We start from the raw sequence: 19663 nt of genomic DNA on the forward strand, positions 1-19663 counted from the left end.
CCATGAATATTCATGATCAAATACCGGAAGAGTTGTTGGCACGCTATCTTGCCCGAACAGCATCCGAGGCGGAAATACAGCAGGTTGAAGACTGGCTTGCGATATCGGAAACGCATGTACAGGAATTTGAGGGATATAAAATTATCTGGCAGCAAACCGAAAAAATGCAGCAGGGCAAATTCCCTGTGAATACCGATCTGGCGTGGAAGAAGGTGAAGAGCAAGATGGACGCGATTCCCAGCGGATCAGACGCGAGCATCAAAATAAGAAATTTAAACAACGCATCACCTGTAATTACTAATAAAAGAAAACCTGTAATATTCTGGGCGGCAGCGGTCATTGCGGCATTGATGATGTCGTATGGCTGGTACATGATGCAGCCGGCCGCGAACAAGTCATTGCAAGTCGCCACGATTGAAAACACCCGGGAAGAAATATTGCCTGATGGTTCAAAAGTCTTCTTGAATTACAATTCTTCTCTCACTTATCCTGAGCATTTTGAAGGGACAGAAAGAAAAGTAGTATTAAAGGGAGAAGCTTTTTTCGATGTACGGCCCGATGCAGCACATCCGTTTGTAATTGATGCCAATGGTACGGAAGTGAAAGTATTGGGGACTTCTTTCAACGTAAAAGCCTACGCCAAAGAGCCTGTGCGCGTGGATGTGGAAACGGGCAAAGTTTCAGTTACAAAAGGCGAGACAAATATCAAATTAAGCGAAGGTGAAAGTGCTATTGTTGCCAAAGACACTGTAAGAAGTATTTTGCCTGATCTAAACAAAATGGGATACCGGACTCAGGTTTACGACTTTGTTGCCACCGATCTGGAGGACGTTGTCTCTTCTATCCGAAATGGCTATCATATAGATTTGCGTTTGTCTGATGAAAAAACTGCACAATGCCGACTGACGATACGGTTCGAAAAAGAGCCTGTAGATGCTACTTTGGGAGTAATTGCCGAAACCATGAATCTCAAAATCAGAAAGGAAGGAAATATCTATTGGCTCGACGGAAACAGTTGCCAGTAATCTTTCTGCTACCATCACAAACAATTCCTGTTTTGAAGAACAAATACCTTTTTATTTTCTTCCTTTTCGGCTTTTTTCTGAGCGTTAAAGCTTTATATGCGCAGGATTTCCTGGAGAAAAAAATTTCCATACGCATTAGCAATCAGCCGATAGACCAGGTTCTCCAGCGAATCGGAGATTTGGGCGGTTTCAGCTTTTCGTACAGTCCCGATGCCGTAGATGTAAGAAAAACCGTATCGATCACAGCAAACAATCAGAGTGTAAGAGAAATACTGAATGAGATATTCAAAGGAAAAGTGGTTTATAAGGAACGCCGCAAATACATTATCCTGCAAAGTGCCCCTGCGGAGAAGGAAGATGCGTTACCTGAAAACTTCAACCTGAACGGATATGTGATTGATGAAAAAACAGGAGAGAAATTGGCGAACGCCAGTATTTATGAATCCGTCACCCTTGCATCGACAATCAGTAATCAATACGGTTTTTACAAAATAAGGCTTCCTGTTTCCAAAACTTCTTTACGCCTTGAAGTAAGAAAAGAGGATTATATCGCCAGATCTATCCCATTACCGGGCAGAAAGGATGCCTATATGCCCATTGGCATGAATCCCGATACGCTCAGACCGCTCGAAATTCAATCTCTCAGAATAAATCAGCGGGCGGATTCCCTTCATCAGTTGGTGACGATTCCACAATACAGCTATCCGAAGTTGGATTCCACCCAGATTGCCGAGGCGCGCAGAACGGACGCACTCCGTTATGAAAACCTGAAGAAAACGTACATTACGCTACAAACAGAGGTACAAAATGCCTTTGCTTCTGCCCGACAAGCTATCAACATTCGTAACATCACAGATACCCTCCACCGACCTTTCCAGGCTTCGGTTTTACCGTTTTTGGGAACCAATGGTCAACTGAGTGGCAATGTGGTGAATGATATTTCCCTTAACTTTCTCGCAGGTTATTCTCTTGGTGTGAACGTATTTGAGCTGGGCGCTTTCCTTAACGTAGTGAGAGGAAATGTAACCGGATTTCAGCTGGCAGGTATTGGCAATGTGGTTGGGAATAACGTAACGGGATTCCAGTACGGCACTATGATCAATCTTACGCTGGGTAATTTCACAGGATTTCAGGGTTCTAACCTGATCAATTATACAGGACGTAATTTCAGAGGATTCCAGGTTGCAGGTGTTGGGAATGTGGTTGTCGGGACCCTCAGGGGTTATCAGCTTGGAGGGATATACAACTATGCTCATACTGTTGAATCAGGACATCAGATCGGTGCAGTTAACTATGCCAATTATTCACAAACAGTCCCGTTCGGATTTTTCAGCTTTGTCAGATACGGAGGTTACCGACGGTACGAATTCGGTTCTAATGAATTTGACCGTTTTTCCTTTAATTTCAAAACGGGTGTATCCCGCTTTTACAATGTGTTCGCACTCGGCATCAACGGTTTCTCGGATCAGCAACAAATGGGAACCATAGGTTATGGATTGGGTACTGCTCAAAACCTTGGTAAAGGCTGGGGACTCAATATAGATCTCACCGCGAATGCAGTTTTATTCAAAGGTCAGGAAATAGATGATGTGCCGGCGGGGTTATTCCGTCTTTCAATGAGTGCTGAAAAAAAGCTTGGATCCCGATTTGCCTTCTTTGCCGGCCCTTCACTGAACTGGTATAGCGCATCGGAACCTGGCCATATTGATATCTCCGATCATCTGCTCCGCCCAACCTGGCTCGGTAAAAAGCCAGATAATTATGCTAAAAGTTTTGGTTGGGTCGGTATTCAGGCTGGGATTCGGTTTTGTAATAAGATGTAAAAAAGATGTGGCTGACGAATTTCCCGCCAGCCACATGCTGTTATAGTTTATTGTTTTCCTGTTTTACTCTAAAATCCAATCCTCTTCCTGTTTCCCACATTTACATTCCCTTTCACATACTCATTCAGTTCCGCCAATTCTTTTTCAAATCCACCAGATAAAATAGGGAATCGGCACCAGGAACGCGGATCAAGATTCAGATCGTCCAGATGAAAGGAAGGTGCATAACGTTCGCGTTTCCATTGATTACGGCTCCATAACCTGAAGAACCGCTCCGTCCAATAATGAATCCGCTCAATTTCATATACATCTTTATATCGAACTACTACCCCTTTGAAAGACTCTACCGGCGACTTCTTATCACGAATGGCCAGTTTTTCCAATGCATCCAGAAAATCGTAAGGCATTAAATCTGCCTCGTCTGTTTGATTTTTATCCAGAGGACGTAATTCCGCTGTTGGTTGCAAACTATTTACTTTCTGCAGTCCTTCTATACGAATGTGCTTCCCTTTTACCTCGCAGCCCACTTTTTCCAGCCAGCGCAACCAATGTCTCAGATAATGCTTGTCAATCCCGGCCAGCGGACTGATACTACCGGAAGTATCTCCATCCATTGTTGCATAGCCCACTGCAACCTCCGAACGGTTCGATGTCGCCAGAAGTAAATGATTGGTAAGATTGGTAAGCAGCCATACACCCGGAGCACGTACCCTCGCCTGAATATTCTGAAGTGCAATATCGTCCTGATCCCAACTCAGCTTTCTGTCTATCTGCTCTTCTATCAGTCCTTTGTAGGTTTCTACCAAACCATTGATATTGATATTATAGAACTTTGAGCCTATAGAAAGTGCCAGAGATCGGGCAGATTCGAGCGTATCTTCTGAACTGTTTTCCGTACCCTGATAAATATTCTGAATTAAAACCAATGCCAGATCCTCTTCTGTCTTAGCCGACTGAATAGCTTTGATGTAGGACAATTTCTCTTTCACCCTATCAATCCCGATACTCTCATCAGCCAAACGGATCATTAGTCCGCACAAGGCAGTACAGGCACAAGAATCAGCACCTCCTGACAGTGAAATTGTAAAACCGTTTGAGCGGCTCTTTCTTAAATAATCAAACAAGCCCAGACAAACTGCTCTTGCAAATTCCTCTTCTTTAATAGCTCCACCTTTTTCAAACGGCTCCATATCTGCCACTTGCGGCAATACAGGCTCTATATCCGGGAATTCAAAACGGCCCGTCGCCAACCAGCTTTTATCTTTTGTCGGTGGCGCTATAATACTCTGAATCTGACTCAACCTGGTATATTCCGTATCAATCACAGCCGTAGTAACCAGAAAATCTTCGTAGCTGAAACGTGGGCTGCTCACAAGCAATTCTCCGTTAGAGGCCACCATTGCATCACCATCATAAATCGCCCTACCTGCCTCATTTCCAAGCAAATTGGTGTAAATATAAGTACAGGCAAATGTACGGGAAGCATCCACAACCAGCCGTTCCCTGGTCATGAACTTATTAAAAGCGAAATGACTAGCACTTGGATTGAGAATAATGTCCACCCCGCGCTCATAATGTCTGCGAGCCGGACGGTTGGCTACCCACCCGTCTTCACATATTTCAAATCCAATTCTGACACCTTTTGATCCCCCCTGTAACGGACTACGGCTCAGATCAAAAATAACATCTCCGATTGGATAGGTCATCTGATTGATCTCTATAGCATCTACAACTCCAGGCTGCCAGGGACGAAACCATCGGGCCTCGTAATGAATCCCGTTATTGGCCAGGTTCTGTTTACAGTAAAACCCGACAATCTGTTTATTGGAAATAAGGCAGGCCGCATTATACAAGCTGTTGTTGTGCCTGACAGGCAATCCCACTGCCACAATTATTCCGGTTGTCTCCTGCACAATATCCAAAAGACATCTTTCCGCTTGCTCCACCAGATCCGGCGCAAAGAAATAGTCTTCACATCCATATCCTGTAATGCTGAGCTCCGGCAAACATAATATACTTACATGCTGTCTTCTGGCTTCTTCAATCGAAGATATAATATTTTTTGTGTTGGTGCCCCATGCCATTGGCGTCTGATTCACCACACCCGAAGCAACTTTAATTTGTGGCATATGCTATGCGATCTGTTGTAGAATTGTGTAAAAAGTCTGATAGAATCCGTCTGCAACTTAACAAAAAATAAGGAGAAGGACTTGTAACCAACCGCACTGCTGCCAGCCTTCTGGTTTCATTTCAAAGCATTGTGTATACTAAAAACCATCTGTGCCGGAATTTTTTTTCCTATTTTTGCCAATCGTAAAAACTTAACCGACTCACTATCCTTGCAATTTCCCTCATTCATCGCCAAACGAATTCGCCATAATGAGGCAGGCTCATTTTCTGCAACAGTTTCCCGTATCGGAACAGCTAGTATTGCCATAGGCGTAACAGTCGGAATCATTGCTTTTGCGGTACTTTTCGGATTCAAGCAAACCATACAGCAAAAAATATTCCTCTTCGGTGCACACATCAACATCAGTGCATTCGTAATGGGCAATACTTACGAGGAAGGTCCCCTCAATATTAACAATCCTATAGCCGAAGAACTTCCCAAAATTCCTGAAATAGCGCACTGGCAGATGGTGGCAAAAAAATCAGGTATACTCAAAACGCCAGATGAGATTAAAGGGGTTATATTGAAAGGAGTAGGTAAAGATTATGATTGGAAAACATTCGAAAAAAACCTTGTAGATGGGCATCTTCTCACCTATAAAGATTCATCATCAATCAATTACGGCTATTCCTCCGAGGTAATCATCAGTCAGAAAATAGCATCTCAGCTCAGGCTCAAATCCGGCGACGATGTAATCATGTATTCTCTTCAGAATCCGCCACGTCCGCGCAAACTTACCATAGCAGGAATTTACAATACGCAGATGGAAGAATTTGATGATATTCTGATGATCGGCGATATTGGACTGGTACAGCGACTCAACAATTGGGGACCGGATTCTGTGGGTACTTATGAGATATATGTAAAGGATTTTGAGAAACTGGACGAGGTTTCCAACAGACTGAGAAAAATACTACCTCCCGCGGTTTATCTTCAAAAAGTAACTACCAGTTTTCCACAGATTTTCGACTGGCTTATTCTATTGGATCGTAATACAGCAGTATTTCTCGGACTGATTCTCTTTGTGGCATGTTTCAATATGATCTCTATTCTGCTGGTAATGATCATGGAAAGAACGCCTCTTATAGGTTTGCTCAAAACGCTTGGCAGCCCTAACGGCCAAATCCGTATGGTTTTTTTCCAGGTGGGATTACACATGGTAAGAAAAGGACTTCTGATTGGAAATGCAGTTGGATTGTTGTTCTGCTGGCTGCAACACGAGTTTAATCTGATCAGACTGGATCCCGTCAATTATTATATGGACACCGTGCCCATCGTATTCGACTGGCCCGTATTTGCACTTGTGAATATTGTAACCATTGTGGTTTCAGCGCTGATTCTCCTGATTCCAACGCTGATTATCACTCGAATTCAGCCAATTAAAGCACTACTTTTCAAAAAATAACTCAGGAAAGTAATCGGTTCAGCAACCTGAAATCTGTTGAAAACGATGTGACAGGATGAAATTTAACCATGTTAAAATCCGAAGCAAGCGGATTCAATATGTAATTTCTTTCTGTTGGAATGATTACCGAAGGAACTGAAAATGCCAGAATTGACGAATCTCCCAACACCTGGCCACCAAGCCACTGGGAGTATTCAGTATCTTTATGCCAGCCGGGTTTCAGCTGAGTTTCATCCAGGTGGAAAATAGAATCTGTATCGTTGGGTAGTTCGAGCTTCAGCAATCCTATCCGGCTCATGTTTTCCTTTGCTTTCGCATGAACATACTTTTCCAGAAAGGCCAGGGAAACGTGGGCACTTGTATATAAACACGGCAAACCAACCGGGTTCCATCTCCCTCCGAATAATTTAGCCCCTGTACCAGACTGGTCCTGAATATATTCCAGTGCAGCCAACCGATACACCATCATATATATACCCCGTATTCGATACGCCCCAGTTCATTACAGATCAGCTTCACACCCCAGAAGGAATGAAGAGTAGAAAAACCAATGGTTTCGTCAAGAACAACCTTCTCACTACGCAACCATTCAATTAAATTCACTTCATTTCCAAATACCTGAATCCCCAGAACCGCCATGTTTTCCAGCTGATACAAATGCTCCGCATACAGCCCCTCAAATGGCTTCTGTTCTTTAAGATAACGTTGTAACGTTCTGTCGCTTATGTGCAGGATAGCAGCCCATTCGGCTTGTGTAAATGGCAGCTTCTCTGACAAAGTATTAAAATCCTCAATCGCAAATGTGGCTGCCTGATGTTTGGTAAGATATAGAACCGCTGGCTCTGCTGCCACTTGCAATGGGGTACTTTCCGGCTTCCTATAGTTGATCGTTTTCATGATGACCGAATTTTGTCACATAAATATACGACACTTTTACTAACATACAAATACCTCATTATGAAAACCTTACTCTACCATTTGACCTGCCGTAGTAATTCTGCGCCTTTGTAGAGCGTATCATCATTTTTGGCAAAGCAAAACCGGAGTACTCTGTAATCTGAATTGGAATAATAAAATGAGGATAGCGGGATCGAAGCGACTCCAGCCTCACGGGTCAATCTCTCAGCTAAGGCTAAATCGTGCTCTTCCGATAAATCTCCATAATACACATTCTGGAAAAAACTCCCTTCAGATGGTTTCACCACCAACCCGGTTCCTTCGATAGCCTGTACAAATAAATCCCGTTTGGCTTCATAGAATGCTGACAGTTCCAGGTAATGTGCAGGCTCCGACAAATACTCGGAAATGGCAAACTGCGCCGGCGTGTTCACACTAAAAACGACGTACTGATGGATCTTTCTGAACTCCTCAGTCAACAATTTCGGCGCAAGGCAATAACCCACCTTCCATCCCGTAATATGAAAGGTTTTACCGAAAGACCCACAAATAAATGTTCTCTCCGCTAAAGCAGGAATGGATGAAGCTGAGACATGTAGATGCTCATCAAAAATGATATGTTCGTACACTTCATCACTGATCACGATCACATCATGCTTTTGTGCCAGTTCGCCAAGTGCTTTCAAATCCTCCTTTGACCATACCTTTCCGGTAGGATTGTGAGGTGTATTGATAATTACGGCTCTGGTCTTTTCAGAGAAACGAGAAGCTACCTGGTTCCAGTCAATCTCGTCATAAAGTGGGCTTAACGTCACGAAAACGGGAATGCCACCATTCATTTCAATTGCAGGCACATAACTGTCGTACGCAGGTTCAAATACGATCACCTCATCACCCAGATGCACCACCGTACTTATTGCTACATAAAGCGCTTCGGTAGCACCGCTGGTAATTGTGATTTCAGTTTCAGGATGGTAAGTCAGTGCAGATGCATTGTATACCTTTTCAGAAATGGCTTCCCGCAAGGGTAAAATGCCCGCCATGGGTGCATATTGATTTTTACCTGAACCAACATATTTGCCTAATAAATGCTGAAGCTCTGGTGAACAATCGAATTCGGGAAAGCCCTGAGATAAATTAATGGCTTTATATTCCTCAGCCAGTTTGGACATTCTGGTAAAAATAGTTGTCCCTACCTTGGGAAGCTTTGATTTCAGGACTACTCCTGTGTCTGAAGCACTCATTTTCTGATATAATAAAATTGATTAGGCGGGCACAAAAAACCCGTATCAGCTTTTGCCCTGCTTCAAATATAATTGATAGCAGCGAGCATGATACGGGTATGAATAGGATAAAGTGATACTACTTTTTATTCCTCCATGTATATACCTCTTTCAGGATCGTTTTTACATCAGGTGAATGGTCAAAATTCTCGTCTACAAAGGCGTAAGAAATACGTCTGTCTTTACCAATTACAAACAGAGAAGGCGTAAATACCTCTTCCGATATCCCGGCAATACGATCCCAAATCGGCGACGTTTCCGAATATACACCATAAGTCCGGGCTACATTGCGGTCGCGGTCATGATATATAGCTAACTCTGTATCAAGTTTTTTGGACAGACGTTCAATATGTTTGGGCGACTCATTAGATAATACCACCAATTGCCCACCCAAAGCCTCGATCTTTGGTGCTATTTCCTGCAACATCCGCAAATGCTTCGGCGCATAGCTTCCCCAGCAAGTGCAGTAAAAGCTCAAAACCACCGGACGCGATCTCAATAATTCTATCAACGACCTGGATTCGTTGGAGCCTGATATGGAAGTGATCTGAAAACCCTCATCAGGTTTCAGATAAAACAACGGTGCAATATCACCCGATTTGTGCACCTCAATCTCTTCCTCTTCTTGTCTCTCTCTCAGTTGCAGCGTAGAAATGTTTCCTACTTCGTCTTCAATTTCGTAATACATACTTGCCAGGGTTGAATTAGATATAGGGCAAATATAAATAAGACTACTTAATCTACAAAGTTAATAGGATAATAATTTTTATTAAAAATGATTGAACGGTATTACCAGCATGCGGGGAGTGCATCAAATGATGTGAAGATCTTTAAAGCTTAGCGAAATATGTCTTGTTGATTCAGAATTCCGGATCATATCAGCTGTAATGAAATCAGGATATACCATTATCTCATGGAGCTTATCGATTGGATGCCAGTGGAAGAGTAAATCCGTATCTGCCTCTACGGCAGAGAAATCTTCCTGACTTTCCGATTCCGGTAAAATCATTCTATAGTAGAATCCTACCTCGTGATACTGCCTTCCGTCGTAAGCAAAGAAATTCTCAACCACCCACATGAGATCCGTCACTTCCGCTGCAATTCCTGTTTCTTCCATCATTTCACGAAGTAACGTATCCCTCGTAAACTCAAACATATCAACCCGTCCGCCAGGCAGGCTCCAGAAATTATCCGAAGGTGTTTTATGCAGAAGAATCTTATCATTCCAAATGGCAGCACCTGCCACACGAAAATTGAATAAACCACCATCCAGCGGTAAACTGATGGTTTTAGGACCATTCATAAGAACAGAAATTTATCGGATGTATTAACTACGACTACCAGCAGAAGACTCCCGGACCATGAGTGAAGTTTTGAATGAGCGGGTTTCGAACTTGCTGATTTTTTTAGGATTTTCAATCAGTCGGATCAATAGCTCTACTGCCTGTTGCCCCATTTCCATGGCGGGTTGAACTACTGCAGTGAGTGGCGGATTAAGCAAATCAGCTACACCAATATTGGTAAAACCAACCAATGCAATCTCCTCAGGAATGCGGATGTGATTTTTGTGAAGAACAGAAAGGCAACCCGATGTAAGCCTGTCGCTGGCCGCCAGAATTGCATCAGGAGGTTCAGGCATACTCAGCAGTTCCTGCATAGCAGCTTCGTTTTCCGTAGTTAACTTTCCGCCATGATGGCAATATTTTACATATGACTCATCGAAAGCAATGCCATTATCCTCCAGTGCTTTCTTGTAGCCGGCAAGTCTTTCTGTAGCTATGGAAAGATAAATCGGGCTGGTGAGGTGGGCAATGCGTCTTCTTCCCGACTGGATCAGGTGTTCGGTTGCTTCATAACTTCCAAGGAAATTATCTACCACCACTTTGTGCGTTTCAATATCATTAGGAACCCTGTCGAAAAACACAATAGGCATCCCTTTTTCAATCAGTTCTTCAAAATGAACAAGATCAGTGGTAAGACTGGATAGTGAAACCAGCAAACCGTCCACTTTCCTTGAAACCAAATAATTGGTATTCGCTACCTCCCGCTCATACGACTCGTGACTCTGAAAAATAACGGTGTGATAACCCAAACTGTAAGCAATGGACTCAATACCATTGATGAGTTGGGAGAAAAAGTTGTTGGCAATTTCAGGAATAATAACCCCGATTGATTTACTCTTGCTGTCCCGAAGACTCAAAGCGATAGGATTGGGCCGATAGTGCATTTTTTCGGCATACTCCATCACCAGCTTCTTCGTCTCAGCGTTGATCTCATAGCTGTTTCTCAACGCACGCGAAACCGTAGATGTAGACAAATTGAGCGCCCGGGCTATATCTTTTATTGTTATTGTCTCCAATGGAAGTCGAATTAATCCAAATCAAACGTATAAAAATATCATATTTCTATACTGATATGGAATATACTACATTTTTCACTAAACAGATGTCAATTATGTACATTCGCAGCAATTGTACAAGGAAAACACACTCAAAACCGAAGCTCTGCTTTACCAAGACGGCTTCTGTAAGCATTCACCCCGATTTGAATCTGCCTTGTGGACATAAAATCCTGACCAGAAAATAAAAACCCGGCAACGTTCCCGGTAACGTGTGCAAATAAAAAGCCAATTTTTTATTTGATATTTATAATAATTAGCTCTAAAATCGCCGCCGATGAAGCAGACTTACCAGTTGAGACGCGTTTTAATTAACTCGTTTTTACTTCATTAAAACCATTTCAAACTACAATTAATGAGCATTACTGATCAATTCAACCTTACGGGAAAAACTGCACTCGTAACAGGCTGCAACAAAGGTATCGGAAAAGCCATGGCTGAAGCGCTGGCCGAGGCAGGCGCGGATGTAATCGGCATATCGTCATCGTTACCCACCGGAGAAAGTGACATCCAAAAAGCAGTGATCGCTGCGGGACGTAAGTTTTACGCCTACCAGGTTGACCTCAACAGTCGCGAAAAACTCTATTCATTTATTGCACAGGTAAAACAGGATCATCCAAAGATTGATATCCTTGTCAACAACGCCGGCATTATCCTGCGCCAGCCTGCAGCAGAGCACTCCGACGAATATTGGGATCAGGTACTGAACATCAATCTGGATGCACCATTTATACTATCCCGTGAATTGGGTAAAGAAATGGTCGCGCGTGGTTATGGTAAAATCATTTTCACTGCTTCGTTGCTTACGTTCCAGGGAGGCATTAATGTTCCCGGATATACCGCTTCCAAAAGTGCAATCGGCGGGCTTGTGAAAGCTTTAGCAAATGAATGGGCCGGAAAAGGTGTGAACGTAAATGCCATTGCGCCGGGTTATATCAACACCGACAATACCGAAGCATTAAGAAACGACCCTGTAAGAAGCAAATCAATCCTGGATCGCATCCCTGCCGGAAGATGGGGATTGCCGGAAGACTTTAAAGGACCGACGGTATTCCTCGCCTCAGATGCTGCCAGCTACGTAAACGGCGTAACGCTGACCGTAGACGGAGGCTGGATGGGGAGATAGATCCGGTCTGCACGCCCAAAGGCGGGCTGAACGGATATAGCGAGAAGTCAAAAACAAGAAGTTATAGGAGTTAGAGTCCTTCAGATGTAAAGTCTCAAATAGCTTTACCTCTCAAAATAGATAAACAAAAACAGGTTCGGCTAAAAGCTAATAGCCAACCGCTCATAGCTAACAACATGCAAATAAGATTTGAAAGCAGTCGTAAGGAGGTTTCCCAGATGGATACCGCAAGCTTACGTGAGAATTTTTTGATAGAAAACATTTTTGAGACTGATAAAATCTCATTTGTGTATTCCCATTACGATCGTGTAATGATCGGCGGAGCAATTCCAGCGAATGGTCCGCTGAAACTGGAAACATTTGCCTCGCTACGCGCAGAGTATTTCCTGGAACGACGCGAAATTGGCATCATCAATATCGGTGGAGACGGTCAGGTTATTGCGGATGGCGAGACCATCAATATTAGCAAACTGGGTTGTGTATATGTAGGAAAAGGAACGAAAGAGGTAACATTTACAAGTATAGATTCCGCAAACCCGGCTGCATTTTACTTGCTTTCATCGCCAGCACACCACACCCACCCTACCCGCCACTTCTCCAAAGAAGATGCAACTCCGGTAACCGTTGGAAGTATGGAGACATCCAACCATCGTACGATCTATAAATACATTCACCTGGATGGCATCCAAAGTTGCCAGCTGGTAATGGGATTAACCGTATTGCAAACAGGAAGCGTGTGGAACACAATGCCATCACACGTGCACGACCGCCGTATGGAAGCGTATTGCTATTTTGACGTACCTGCAGAACAACGTGTACTCCACCTGATGGGCGAACCATCCGAAACACGCCACTTATGGGTAGCCAACCGCCAGGCAATCATTTCACCACCATGGTCTGTCCACTCAGGGTGCGGAACTTCCAACTATTCATTCATCTGGGGAATGGCCGGAGAGAATAAGGATTATACAGATATGGATCCTGTCTTGATCGGAGATTTGAGATAGATTGTTTTCTTGACCTTTTTTTGGAAGCCGGATGAGTTTTGCGACTTGTCCGGCTTTTTTTGAGAATAGAGGTTCACCCTTCGTTTCTTATAGTTCTTCCAAGTCTCCAGACTTCGAACTCCAAATAAACTACCGTCTGTGACGGTAAACCAATCAAACTTCCAATACCGTCGCAGACGGCAAAGCATTTCAATTCGCAGTTTTTCAAAATAACAATCATCTCTAGCTCAACATTCGTGCATCTGTGGCAATACTCTATCTAAGTAAAATCCTAGTTTTGAGATCACCACATCCTGTCTTCAAAAACCAATAAACCGCAAACAAATCAGTGAAATGTGATATTCTGACCATTTCATAGTCCGTTTTCTGTCTCTGGCAACGTTCCCGACAACGATTGCACAATTAAACACAATTTAATGTTTGATAATTATAATTAATACCTCTAAACTCGTCTTACTCACCTGATTCACAAATCAGGTAGCTCTCATTCTCGTATTGAAATAAGTCAATTGCATGAAAAAATTATTCTTACTTTCTTTTGTTATCTTCTTTGCATTCCGGCCTGCGGAAAAACAGATACAGGTATTTCTGATCGGGGATTCGACCTTATCAACCAAAAAGCCTGGCGATGCACCTGAAACCGGCTGGGGAATGGTGTTGCAGGATTATTTCGAGACAGATAAAGTAAGTGTTCAAAATCATGCACAGAATGGCAGAAGCACCAAAAGCTTTATCAATGAAGGAAGATGGACAGCCGTTTTGAAGGACCTGAAGCCCGGTGATTATGTATTCATCCAGTTTGGACATAACGACCAGAAAGACAAGGATACAACCCGCTTCACGGCTCCGAATGGAGACTATCGTAAAAACCTGATCCGCTTTGTAAAAGAAACTCAGGCGAAAGGTGGAAAAGCGGTATTGATCACACCTGTGATGCGCAGAAGGTTTGATGAGAAAGGTGCATTTACTGACACACACGGAGAGTATCCTGCCGCTGTGAAGGCAGTTGCTTCGGAATTGAAGGTACCGGTAATAGACTTACATACCAAAAGCGGTGAAGTGATCAAATCCATGGGTCCTGAAGCTTCCAAAGAGCTTTTCATGCATCTCGAAGGCGGCGTGTATGCCCGCGCTCCTAAAGGCTTGATCGACGACACACACTTTTCAGGTTATGGCGCTTCGGTCATGGCAGGCATCGTGGCAGACGGCATCAAAAACCAGATTCCTGAACTGGCAAAGTCTTTGAAACATTTCGGCACGACCGACAAATACGTTTATGAATTACCGAAAGTACTGGTTCCGGCATTCAAAAAAGACACTTTTAATATCATTCAGTACGGTGCCAAAAGCGACGGCGTACAGTTGAATTCGGTAGCCATCAACAAAGCTATTGACGACTGCTCAGCGAAAGGCGGCGGTACTGTACTTATTCCGGATGGTTTCTGGTTGAGCGGTCCTATCGTTCTAAAAAATAACGTCAATCTGCATATCTCAAAAGGTGCATTGTTACAATTCAGCGACAACTACGACGATTATCCGGTGGTAAAAACAAGCTGGGAAGGGCTGGATGCAGTTCGTTGCCAGTCGCCTATCAGCGCTACCAATGCCACTAATATCGCCATTACCGGCGGTGGAATTGTGGATGGAGCCGGACAGGTTTGGCGCGCTGTAAAAAGAGAAAAATTAACCGACGGACAATGGAAAAAACTGGTTGCTTCCGGTGGCTTAGTCGACAAGGACCAGCGTATCTGGTATCCTTCAGAAAAGTCATTATTGGGTAATAATACAAAAGGTGCGGGAAATATCGCAGCCGGTTTTAATGAAACGAACGTTGCTCCATTCAAAGATTTTCTTCGCCCGAACATGGTGCGTTTCACCAATTGCAAAAAGATTTTGCTGGATGGCGTAACCTTCCAGAATTCTCCTGCCTGGAATATTCACCCTATGCTTTGCGAGCATATTACACTTCGCAATCTGACGGTACGCAATCCGTGGTATGCCCAGAATGGTGACGGCGTCGATCTGGAATCCTGCCGATTCGGAGTGATCGACAATTGTACATTTGATGTTGGTGACGATGGTATTTGTATCAAATCGGGACGTGATGAAGAAGGACGTAAACGTGGCGTGCCTACCGAAAATATCATTGTACAAAATTCAACCGTATTTCACGGTCACGGAGGATTTGTGATCGGAAGCGAAATGTCGGGAGGTGTGAAAAACATTTTTATCACCAATTGTAATTTCCTTGGTACCGATGTAGGACTGCGTTTCAAAACGGCACGAGGACGTGGTGGTGTGGTGGAAGACATTTTTGTTTCTGATATCAACATGACCAACATTCCAGGCGAAGCCATTCTGTTCGACATGTACTATATGGCGAAAGATCCCGTTCCGCAACTAGGAGAGAAAAACGAATTACCCGTGATGAAGTCAGAACCTGTCAATGATGGTACACCTCAGTTCAAGAATTTCAATATCCGTAATGTGGTTGCCAAGGGTGCTGAAACAGGAATTTTGGTACGCGGACTTCCTGAAATGAGCATCAAGAATATCACCATCGAAAATGCCGTACTGCAAAGTAACAAGGGTTTTGTTTGTATTGAAGGTGAAAATATCAACCTGAAAAATGTAACGTTGCTTACAAAAGACAAGACAGTGATGCAGATTCAGAATAGCACGAATGTGACGATGGACGGTATACAATACGCTGAAGGACGTGATCTGCTATTGAACGTAACCGGCGACAGATCTAAATCCATCAAACTGATTAACACTGACGAAAAGAAAGCGAAAAAGGCGGTGCAGTTTGGAGGCAACGCCAGCGAGAAGGTTTTCAGCCGAAAGTAGCATACTAAAAATAAGGTGGTCTTTTAGTGCCGTAGGAAAATGTCTATTGCAGTGCGCTGCACCTGACAAATCATCCACTGAAACCTTTTCTACAAATATTACGGCGCTCTGCGCCTTCCGGTATAAGGCGCAGAGCGCCGTAATATTTGTAGAGCAATAACGACCACAAACGACAAAGGTGCAGCGCACCGTAATAAATGAGATTATGACCGAATCATCAAGATATATCAATCATAAAATTGACTTATGAAATTGTTTGAAAACCAATTCATCAACGATAATGATATTCCCTGGGAAGACCTGGGTGATGGCGTGAAGCGTAAGGTGATGTCTTATGACCAAAATGTGATGATGGTAAAAGTAGCTTTTGAAACCGGAGGAATTGGTGCTTTACACAGTCACTACCACACCCAGATGAGTTATGTAGAATCCGGCTCCTTTGAAATGACCATCGGAGAAAAAAAAGGGGTTCTCAAAGCGGGTGACGGCTATTACATTCCACCCCATGTAGTCCACGGTGCGTTATGCCTGGAAGCTGGTGTACTTATAGATGTTTTCACGCCGATGCGTGAAGATTTTGTCAAAGAATAGAGAGCCATTACACGTAATCCCAAACACAGCTGTTTACATCGTCTTTTAATGTTTATAATGAAAATCAATACCCCGAACTTCAGAAGTTTTACTTTGCTGCTCTGCGGCATTTTGCTGGCTTCAGGCTCCTTTGCCCAGGATATGACTTGGTCGAGACGTATGACTGACTCATTCATTGCCCGCCACAAGGACTCCATTCTGGTTGGTAAAAACACAAAAACCAGATGGGATTATGAACAGGGATTAATGCTGAAAGCCATCGAGAAGGTATGGTACCGCACCGGCGAAGGCAAATATTTCGATTATATCCGTAAGGACATTGATCAGTATGTGAAGGATGACGGAAGCATTCGTTCTTATAAATTCGATGACTTCAATATCGATAACATTCCTCCGGGACGTGCCTTGCTGACCTTGTATCAGCAAACGCTGCCTAATAAGGATAAATATAAAAAGGCGGCTGATTTGCTTTGGAAGCAATTGGAAGAACAACCGAGAACCAAAGAAGGTGGTTTCTGGCACAAAAAACGCTATCCGTACCAGATGTGGCTGGATGGTCTTTTCATGGGAGAGCCGTTCGCTGCTGAGTATAGCAAAATTTTCAACCATCCTGAGCATTTCGACGACATTGCAAAGCAGTTTGAGTTAATCGAAAAATATGCGGTTGATGAAAAAACAGGGTTGGTTTACCATGCCTATGACGAAAGTCGCGAGCAGCAATGGGCAGATAAAAAAACAGGTCGATCACCTCACTTCTGGGGACGTGCTATTGGCTGGTATGCTATAGCCATTGTGGATGTACTTGAATATTTCCCTGAGAACCATCCTAAGCGTGCTCAGCTCATCAGTTACATCAAAAGACTGGCGCCGGTTCTGGCCAAATACCAGGACAAAACATCCGGCGTATGGTACCAGATCGTAGATCAGGGCAACAGAGAGGGCAACTATTTTGAAGCTTCTGCTTCATGCATGTTTGTGTATGCACTTGCAAAAGCATCACGCCTGGGATACATTCCTGACACATATGCTGCTGTTGCAAAAAAAGGTTTTGATGGTATCCTTAAAAACTTTGTGGAAGTTGAAGCAGATGGCCTGGTGAGCCTGAACAAAACTGTAAGTGTGGGCGGCTTGGGTGGAACTCCCTATCGTGATGGAACTTATGAATACTACCTGAGCGAACCGATCCGTAAAAACGATCTGAAAGGAATCGGGCCCTTCATTTTTGCAAGCATTGAAATAGAAATTGCAGCCGAAAACGCGGTTGGGAAAGGTAAAACTGTCGGATTGGATTACCATTTCAACCGTGAGTTCAGAAAAAACCTGAATGGTCAGGAGGAGCAGTTCCATTATACATGGGAAGACAGGTTCCATTCCGGTTTCTGGCTATGGGGAAATACATTCCGTGAGCTGGGGGCCAAAACCGTTTCAGTACCTGCTGCACCTACTGCGGAAAATCTTAAAAATCTGAGCGTTTACATCATCGTTGATCCGGATACAAAAAAGGAAACAGCTGAGCCAAATTTTGTACAAGCAAAAGATATTGCAGCGATTGAAAAATGGGTGAAAGCAGGTGGTGTATTGGTATTGATGGCCAACGACACAGCCAACTGCGAGATCCCGCATTTCAATCAACTGGCCAAAGTATTCGGTATACAGTTCTCAAACAAAAACCGGAATATGGTGCAGGGAACGCAGTTCGAGCAAGGCCGACTGATGATTCCAAAGGGAGACCCTATATTTAAAACTGCTTCCAAAATATATATCAAGGAGCTTTCGCCTTTGACTTTAACAGCACCCGCAAAATCGGGACTGACAGATCAGGGCGACATTATTTTTGGTATTTCAAAATACGGCAAGGGAACCGTATTCGCGGTCGGAGATCCATGGTTGTATAATGAATATACCGACGGCCGCCGTATCGACACCAGTTTCGAAAACTTCGAGGCAGGTAAAGATCTGGCACAATGGTTACTGAAACAGGCTTCTAAATAGAACTTCGATGAACAGGCTTTCAACATTTTTTCTGGGAATATCTCTACTGACTGGCACCATTAATACCTTTGCCGGTCAGTCAGTTCCATTGTCTGACATAACAAAGAATGCTGTTGATTCGACGGCTGAAAAAATGTTGATCGCACAAAGAGTTTCCGGCGGCTGGCCGAAGCAAATTGACACAAAAGCATTCAATTACAATTATGCATGGAGTCCTGAATTTACTGAAAGAATTAAAATCAGCTACAACCATAAGGATGCCACGATTGACAATCATGCAACAAGCAGAGAAATCCGGCATTTGGTAAAAGCATACGAACAAACGGGAAATACCAAATACCTGAATGCTGCCGAAACCGGTATCCGCTATTTGTTAAAAATGCAGTATAAAAACGGAGGTTTTCCTCAGTTCTTCCCTGATACGAGCGGCTACCGTAAACATATTACATACAATGACGACGCCATGCTCAACGCACTTCGGGTATTAGAGTCAGTAGCAGCAGGTAAGGCAGAATACGGGATTATTAATAAAGAACTGAAAACAGCCTCAGCATCTGCAGTAAAAGCCGGTATTGACTGCATCCTCAAAACACAAATCCGTGTGAACGGAAAACCTACAGTCTGGTGCGCGCAGCATGATCACATCACCTACAAGCCAGCCAATGCCCGTGCTTTTGAACTGGCTTCGTTCAGTGCCGGAGAGAGTGTGGATATCACCCGGTTTCTGATGGAAATTCCAAATCCTACTCCGGAAATCAAAGAAGCAATAGTTGGAGCACTAACATGGCTGGATGCCGCAGCTATTGAAGGTTACCAGACAAAAAGAATAAAAGACGCTGCACAGCCTAAAGGGCAGGATGTGGTGTTGATGGAGGCTCCAGGCGAGCGCATCTGGGCGAGATTCTATGACCTGGAAACCGGGAAACCTTTCTTCTGCGGGCGGGATGGTATCAAGCGGGAGAAATTAAGTGAGATTGAAAATGAAAGACGGGTTGGTTACGCTTATTACGGAACCTGGCCCGCCAAACTGCTATCCAAAAAACAGGGAGAATGGCAGCCCAAATAAATCAAAATATACACCTATGACCGGATGTGC

The 19663-nt window shown here is 43.7% G+C and carries 16 protein-coding genes; 9 read left to right on the plus strand and 7 right to left on the minus strand.

Annotation, left to right across the window (positions count from 1 at the left end):
• Window positions 1-2: 2 nt before the first annotated feature.
• Complete coding sequence (locus DSL64_RS25510; protein WP_115833790.1) at window positions 3-1025, plus strand: FecR family protein; 1023 nt, start codon at window positions 3-5, stop codon at window positions 1023-1025.
• Window positions 1026-1057: 32 nt separating this feature from the next.
• Complete coding sequence (locus DSL64_RS25515) at window positions 1058-2848, plus strand: STN and carboxypeptidase regulatory-like domain-containing protein (RefSeq protein ID WP_229217230.1); 1791 nt, start codon at window positions 1058-1060, stop codon at window positions 2846-2848.
• A gap of 68 nt (window positions 2849-2916) precedes the next feature.
• Here the strand turns inward: DSL64_RS25515 and nadE are convergent, their stop codons facing one another.
• Window positions 2917-4977 carry an NAD(+) synthase gene (gene nadE, locus DSL64_RS25520; protein ID WP_115833791.1) on the minus strand — a complete coding sequence of 687 codons (2061 nt, stop codon included), beginning with the start codon at window positions 4975-4977 and terminating at the stop codon, window positions 2917-2919.
• Between the two features lie 210 nt (window positions 4978-5187).
• Between nadE and DSL64_RS25525 the strand changes: the two genes are divergently transcribed.
• Window positions 5188-6423 carry an ABC transporter permease gene (locus tag DSL64_RS25525; RefSeq protein WP_115833792.1) on the plus strand — a complete coding sequence of 412 codons (1236 nt, stop codon included), beginning with the start codon at window positions 5188-5190 and terminating at the stop codon, window positions 6421-6423.
• 1 nt (window position 6424) lies between these two features.
• Here DSL64_RS25525 and DSL64_RS25530 read toward each other — a convergent pair whose 3' ends face one another.
• From DSL64_RS25530 to DSL64_RS25555, 6 genes are all read right to left on the minus strand, one after another.
• On the minus strand, window positions 6425-6892 hold the full coding sequence (locus DSL64_RS25530; RefSeq protein ID WP_115833793.1) for an RES family NAD+ phosphorylase: 468 nt from the start codon (window positions 6890-6892) through the stop codon (window positions 6425-6427).
• Window positions 6889-7320, minus strand: coding sequence for an Xre family toxin-antitoxin system antitoxin (locus DSL64_RS25535; protein WP_115833794.1), 432 nt, complete (start codon window positions 7318-7320; stop codon window positions 6889-6891). Before DSL64_RS25535 ends, DSL64_RS25530 begins: the two co-directional genes overlap by 4 nt.
• A 74-nt stretch (window positions 7321-7394) precedes the next feature.
• The gene (locus DSL64_RS25540) at window positions 7395-8564 is read right to left on the minus strand and encodes a methionine aminotransferase (protein ID WP_115833795.1); all 1170 of its coding nucleotides are present in this window, start codon (window positions 8562-8564) and stop codon (window positions 7395-7397) included.
• 118 nt (window positions 8565-8682) lie between these two features.
• Entirely contained in the window at window positions 8683-9291 is a 609-nt protein-coding gene (locus DSL64_RS25545) for a redoxin domain-containing protein (protein WP_115833796.1), read from the minus strand.
• 123 nt (window positions 9292-9414) lie between these two features.
• Window positions 9415-9906, minus strand: coding sequence for an NUDIX hydrolase (locus DSL64_RS25550; protein WP_115833797.1), 492 nt, complete (start codon window positions 9904-9906; stop codon window positions 9415-9417).
• Window positions 9907-9930: 24 nt separating this feature from the next.
• Window positions 9931-10962 carry a LacI family DNA-binding transcriptional regulator gene (locus DSL64_RS25555; protein WP_115833798.1) on the minus strand — a complete coding sequence of 344 codons (1032 nt, stop codon included), beginning with the start codon at window positions 10960-10962 and terminating at the stop codon, window positions 9931-9933.
• A 394-nt stretch (window positions 10963-11356) separates the two neighbouring features.
• Between DSL64_RS25555 and kduD the strand changes: the two genes are divergently transcribed.
• The 6 genes from kduD to pelA all read left to right on the plus strand — a co-directional run bounded on the left by kduD (window position 11357) and on the right by pelA (window position 19633).
• Window positions 11357-12127, plus strand: a complete 771-nt coding sequence (gene kduD / locus DSL64_RS25560; RefSeq protein ID WP_115833799.1) for a 2-dehydro-3-deoxy-D-gluconate 5-dehydrogenase KduD — start codon at window positions 11357-11359, stop codon at window positions 12125-12127.
• Between the two features lie 176 nt (window positions 12128-12303).
• Window positions 12304-13134 (plus strand): 5-dehydro-4-deoxy-D-glucuronate isomerase, encoded by an 831-nt coding sequence (gene kduI, locus DSL64_RS25565; RefSeq protein ID WP_115833800.1) that lies wholly within the window; start codon window positions 12304-12306, stop codon window positions 13132-13134.
• A gap of 513 nt (window positions 13135-13647) precedes the next feature.
• On the plus strand, window positions 13648-15984 hold the full coding sequence (locus tag DSL64_RS25570) for a glycosyl hydrolase family 28 protein (RefSeq protein ID WP_115833801.1): 2337 nt from the start codon (window positions 13648-13650) through the stop codon (window positions 15982-15984).
• A gap of 246 nt (window positions 15985-16230) precedes the next feature.
• Window positions 16231-16575: a cupin domain-containing protein gene (locus tag DSL64_RS25575; protein ID WP_115833802.1), complete on the plus strand. Its 345-nt coding sequence runs from the start codon at window positions 16231-16233 to the stop codon at window positions 16573-16575.
• A 57-nt stretch (window positions 16576-16632) separates the two neighbouring features.
• The gene (locus DSL64_RS25580) at window positions 16633-18567 is read left to right on the plus strand and encodes a glycoside hydrolase family 88 protein (protein ID WP_374755846.1); all 1935 of its coding nucleotides are present in this window, start codon (window positions 16633-16635) and stop codon (window positions 18565-18567) included.
• Window positions 18568-18574: 7 nt separating this feature from the next.
• Complete coding sequence (pelA, locus tag DSL64_RS25585; protein ID WP_115833803.1) at window positions 18575-19633, plus strand: pectate lyase; 1059 nt, start codon at window positions 18575-18577, stop codon at window positions 19631-19633.
• The last annotated feature ends 30 nt before the right edge of the window (window positions 19634-19663 follow it).

This window comes from Dyadobacter luteus, from assembly GCF_003383615.1.
GTDB lineage: Bacteria > Bacteroidota > Bacteroidia > Cytophagales > Spirosomataceae > Dyadobacter > Dyadobacter luteus.